The 4,622-nt window shown below is 59.0% G+C and carries 7 protein-coding genes; 2 read left to right on the top strand and 5 right to left on the bottom strand.

The features are described 5' to 3' along the window. Positions 1 to 128: 128 nt before the first annotated feature. From E3O67_RS16975 to E3O67_RS11535, 5 genes are all read right to left on the bottom strand, one after another. Entirely contained in the window at positions 129 to 284 is a 156-nt protein-coding gene (locus E3O67_RS16975) for a hypothetical protein (RefSeq protein WP_167726596.1), read from the bottom strand. A gap of 205 nt (positions 285 to 489) precedes the next feature. Beyond that, the gene (locus tag E3O67_RS11545; protein WP_135102755.1) at positions 490 to 726 is read right to left on the bottom strand and encodes a helix-turn-helix transcriptional regulator; all 237 of its coding nucleotides are present in this window, start codon (positions 724 to 726) and stop codon (positions 490 to 492) included. Positions 727 to 731: 5 nt separating this feature from the next. After that, a complete protein-coding gene (locus E3O67_RS11540) occupies positions 732 to 1,361 on the bottom strand; it encodes a hypothetical protein (RefSeq protein ID WP_135102754.1) in 630 nt (209 codons plus the stop codon). Between the two features lie 138 nt (positions 1,362 to 1,499). Next, positions 1,500 to 1,646, bottom strand: coding sequence for a hypothetical protein (locus E3O67_RS16970; RefSeq protein WP_167726594.1), 147 nt, complete (start codon positions 1,644 to 1,646; stop codon positions 1,500 to 1,502). A gap of 304 nt (positions 1,647 to 1,950) precedes the next feature. Further along, positions 1,951 to 2,430: a hypothetical protein gene (locus E3O67_RS11535; protein WP_135102753.1), complete on the bottom strand. Its 480-nt coding sequence runs from the start codon at positions 2,428 to 2,430 to the stop codon at positions 1,951 to 1,953. Between the two features lie 512 nt (positions 2,431 to 2,942). Here E3O67_RS11535 and E3O67_RS11530 point away from each other — a divergent pair. Both E3O67_RS11530 and E3O67_RS11525 read left to right on the top strand, forming a co-directional pair. After that, on the top strand, positions 2,943 to 3,422 hold the full coding sequence (locus E3O67_RS11530) for a hypothetical protein (protein ID WP_135102752.1): 480 nt from the start codon (positions 2,943 to 2,945) through the stop codon (positions 3,420 to 3,422). Positions 3,423 to 3,850: 428 nt separating this feature from the next. Further along, on the top strand, positions 3,851 to 4,279 hold the full coding sequence (locus E3O67_RS11525; protein ID WP_135102751.1) for a GNAT family N-acetyltransferase: 429 nt from the start codon (positions 3,851 to 3,853) through the stop codon (positions 4,277 to 4,279). Positions 4,280 to 4,622 lie beyond the last annotated feature (343 nt).

Raw genomic sequence — 4,622 nt, 5'->3', positions numbered from 1 at the left:
GACGAGATCGTGGCAGAACTCAACAATCGCCCACGGAGAACATTGGGATGGCAGACTCCTCATGAGGTCTTCAGCACCGCATGCGTTGCCTTGACCGCTTGAAACTGTCGTCGTTATTGGCCTACTTTTCAACCGTCGCTGACATTGCCCACTTCCTCCTGAGCAAGGACAATCAGTGACTGCGCGCGTGGTGATGGGAATAGGGCGTCCGCATCAATGATGAGCCGCGCTGCGTTTTCGAGGAGTGCCAGCCAGAATGCCCGAGCGGTCGTCGGCGTCAGCATCGTCACGTTGCCAGACTAGAGGTCATTGCCGCGCGCCGTGCTACAGCCCAGCCCGGTCAGGGCGTTGAGCTATGCCTGGAGATTCTGCATCCTGCGACGGAACTGCGTAGCTCACCCGCTTTGGTGTGCCCGATAGCCGATGGCGAATTCAACCAATCGTTGCAACGACCAGTTGAATTCGCCAACCCTTTCCGGGCCATTTGGCCTAACTATTAGCGTGGTCGGGAATTTTCACGAGCAGTTGGCCGACCTCGCAGTCGAGCGCGTCGCAGATCGCGTACAGCGTGGAGAAGCGAATTGCACGCGCGCGATCATTTTTCAGGACCGACAGGTTCACGATACTTAGCCCGACCAATTCACTCAGCCGCGTGAGCGTCATCTGGCGCTCCTCCAACAGTTCGTCAAGCTGGCAATGGATGCCACCCGATAATTCATCCGGCATCCCGATTAGACCAATCCTTCCGTCTCGCGCTGCAGGCTGGCACCGGCGTGGAAGACGCAGGCGATGATGCCTAGGGTCAAACCGACAAAGACGGGCGTCCAATCAAACGCAGGCGCGGGTAGCCAGCCAGCCAAGGGCGTGTCTGACAGCAGCTCCCATCGGACCAGGCTGGTGCCGAAACCAGCAAGCAGTTGATTCGTGCTCCCGACGATGGCGATAGTCAGTGCGGAAATCGTCATTCCTCGAATAACGGGCCCGGCGAAGGGCTGTCCGCTGCGAACATTTCGGGCGAGGACCATGATGGCGAGAGCCACGATGCCGTGCGCAAGAGGGGTGAGCGCCCTGGGTGCGTAGTAGAGCAGTGAAGTGCCGAGGCTGAGATCCTGCGCGGTGAACTCGACCTCGGTGAAATACGCGTCGGGCGACTGCGCACTGACGTCTAGGGCTGAGACCGAAGTTGCCGGGCTGGCGCCGACCGGCAGGGTGATCGCGGAACCGCCGCCGGCCAGTCCCGAGCTGAGTAGAACAAAAAGCATGAAAGCGGCGAAAACGAAGGCGACCATCGCGTAGACACCTGCCACGACCTGCACGGCCACCAAGGTTCGTGCTTGTCGACTTGAAGTCGATGTCTGCATAATGCCCCTCCTGGCTACTTAACGATTATCGAGAATCTAACCGAGAGCCGCCTTGGATTGCCAGACCCGATCAAGCTGTCCGCATTCTGAATCCTGACCTGACGAAGCTAGCGAGGATGGCCAGCCTTCCCGACCGACCTAATCCTTATCAGTGCGCGGTTGGCGATTCTTTGCGATGTAGACGTTGAGTGCCCGGATTGCTGTGATTGCCAGCCAAAACAGGACAACAACAGCGGCGAGAGCCGCGATCAAATAAACCGTCACGATTGCATTGAATTGAAACATGGGCCGAGCCTACTGGTCCGGGGTCTCCCGCAAGCGAGTTGCTGAATCGACTCACTAAGCGGTCTGAGCGGTGTCCGCGAATAGTGAGTGGAGTTTCCGCGTCGACGATCGAGTCGCTAGCTTACGAGATCTGGTCAAGCGGTTTCGTTCTCACCGGACTTGCACCGGGGGCGCAACCGACGCGAGCCAGACAAGCGTTTATCAGCAGCACGGTCAACTAATTCCGTCACGACGACGAGGGCTAAGGCCGGCCCCGCACCATTGGCCTAGCTGGTGGATGCCGGCGGGACGACGAAAACTCCAATCACGCCAGCGCCGGTTCGCGGCTTGCGACTCTGAGGATGGTGACGGCGGCGAGTGCCAACAAGGCGACCCCGCTAACGGCATACAGGACTCCGCCCCACAGCGTGTGGTCACCACCCGAGACAGCAAAAGTGTCCGCGACATCCATCCCCAGGGAGAATGAACCAAAGAAGTAGGCTGGCGCGCCAGCGGCAACCACAGCGAGATGGCCCATACTGACAGCACCTCGTCCGAGATACCCGGTGAAGCCGAGGACGCTCGGTACAAGCGCGAGCAGGACGCCAACAGCACCCCACACGATCAGGCCGATTGCGGCAGCGGTCACGTTCACTCCAGCGTCACCAAGTTCCGCCAAGATCTCCGGGTGTGTCAACGCAGGGACGGCGGCTACTGGATCCCACACCACGATCGTCAGCACCATCACCGCCGCATACAACGCCACTACAACCGGCCCCGCTAAAAATGAAAGACGTTTCCCCATTTGGGCACAGTAGCTCGAGGTCGATCCCATCTACTGATTGGCCCACCGCAGGTTGCCGAAACGACGCCTGCATGCCAGACCTCGACGGACGCACATTCGGCGCTAACTCGCGGAGGATTCGAAGTCTCGGGGGAGTGGCATTTCGGAACCCTTTGCGGTCACTCCATTAGTCCCCCTTCGGATTGGCCATAGACAGGTGCGTAGGGTGAGGTCATGCGAAATGAACGAGGGTTGTTCCCTTGGTGGGTCACACGAGTTCTCTTCTCCCTCGGCGTTATGTCGGTCTTCTCTTTTGTTTTCCAGGTGCTTCTTCGATCAGCAAGTCCCTATTCCTGGATCCTGATTCTGGTCGGTCTTGCTCTCATCGCGGTGTCTGTCCATGGCCCCTGGGACAGCGAGGCTAGTGGTCGAAATCGGTCCGTTCTGGGATTTAGGGCACGGCCTGGTCCGGAATGACACCATGTGACTTGCATCTATCGATAGGGAAGAGAGGTACCGAATTGACTTTGCTCATGACCGCGATCCCTACACAGGTTCGGCCGGTCGGATGGAGATATCGGCTGCTCGGCCTTGGTCTGGGTGCACTCCTCATGTTCGACTTAGCCAGTTTCTATGGCCCTCTCAATGTCATTGCGCTCTTCAGCCACGGAGGATTGGTCGGGCCATGGGACGTATTCAACAATTCGCTCTTTGGTCTCGGATTCGCGAGCTACATGGTGCCGTTCGGCTTGCTTTCCGGGTGGGTTAGCAGCGAGGCCTCCCTCGGCCTGGCGAAGCCGCTCTCCAGGAAGTTGGCCACTCGTCCACGCCGGCGCCGCGTGTTGACCGCCATGTCGACAGCGCTGGTCACGCTGACGTGCAGTGTCATCCTCTCCTTCGCCTTTGGCTTTCAGATCCTGGGCTTTTACGGCATCATCGTGATCGTTGTATTCGGTGCAGCCTTGCTCGGAGACCCCTGGTTGAACAGGAGGGCCGCGCCGGTGCCCGTGTGATTGCGGATCGCCGCAATCGGAGCGCAGACACGCCACCGGAATGAAAGCAAACGGAATACGGACCTTAGCTTCGACGAGTTTCGGAATTGATGCTCGAAATTGCAGCCTGTCCCTGTCGGTGAAGTTGAGGGCGCCAAGCGCTGCAAGTTGAACCGCCGGCCTCCTTACGACTGTCGAGGATTCACTTCGTCACGGTGCAGTTGCGCCCATGGCCTATCCAGACGGCGCCCAAGTCGTTGGGATATCGTGCCTCCGACCCCACCGCCGAGTCATCAGTGGCCCCTCCCGACGACTCGACCAGCGTTGGTACAGCTGTTTGTACGGCGGGAAAATGCCGTCGCGCCCGGAACATAACGACGTGCGGGCATACTCCTTGCAACACGGCGATTGGTCGGGCGCAGTCCGCCCAAGACCGATTAGATGGATAGATGGATTCGAACTATCGGTTCTCAGCCGACGTTGCCGATATTGACCGTGACCAAGTGCACCGCTGGATCAGCGAGCAGTCTTATTGGGCGCCAGGGAGATCACGTGCCCGGCAGGATGCAGCCATAGACGGCTCACGGAACTTCGGCGTCTACGACACCGAATCGAACAAGCAAGTCGCCTATGCGCGGGTCGTCACGGATGGAGTGACTTTTGCATGGCTTTGCGATGTGTTCGTCGACCCCCAGGTTCGAGGCCGCGGCATTGGCGCTGTCCTCATCGAGGGAGTTCTGGCAGAGTTCGAGCCGCTTGGTCTGCGGCGCATGGCTCTCTCGACCAACGATGCGCACGGCTTGTATTCCAGATCAGGGTTCACCGCTTTGGCTATCCCCGAGACGTGGATGGAACGAATCGGCAACCCGAGCGCTTAGTCACCAGCAGGCTTCGGGTCGGGAACTCACCTATTCCCGCCCTTCAGGTTGGGTGTCACGGGGGAACGTCTATCGGGCGTTCCGACGTCAGATTGACGCTGCTGACTGAACGTTCGTGCCAGGCGGCATGAATGTTGCTCATGAGCCCTCATGTCCCACCCTCAAAACCCTGCTGTGATGACCTAACCTTGCATAACCCGGTATAGTGCAATGCATGGGCCAATCAGAAGATATAGTCCTCACAAATCTGCGCAAGGGCGTCTTGGAATTCTGCCTCCTGGCGCTGTTACGCGAGGGTGAATGGTACGGGCTGGACATTGCCCGGCGCCTCAGCGAGCAAGGT

The organism is Cryobacterium sp. TMT3-29-2 (assembly GCF_004564305.1).
Classification (GTDB): domain Bacteria; phylum Actinomycetota; class Actinomycetes; order Actinomycetales; family Microbacteriaceae; genus Cryobacterium; species Cryobacterium sinapicolor.
This window is presented reverse-complemented; position numbering and strand designations above follow the sequence as displayed.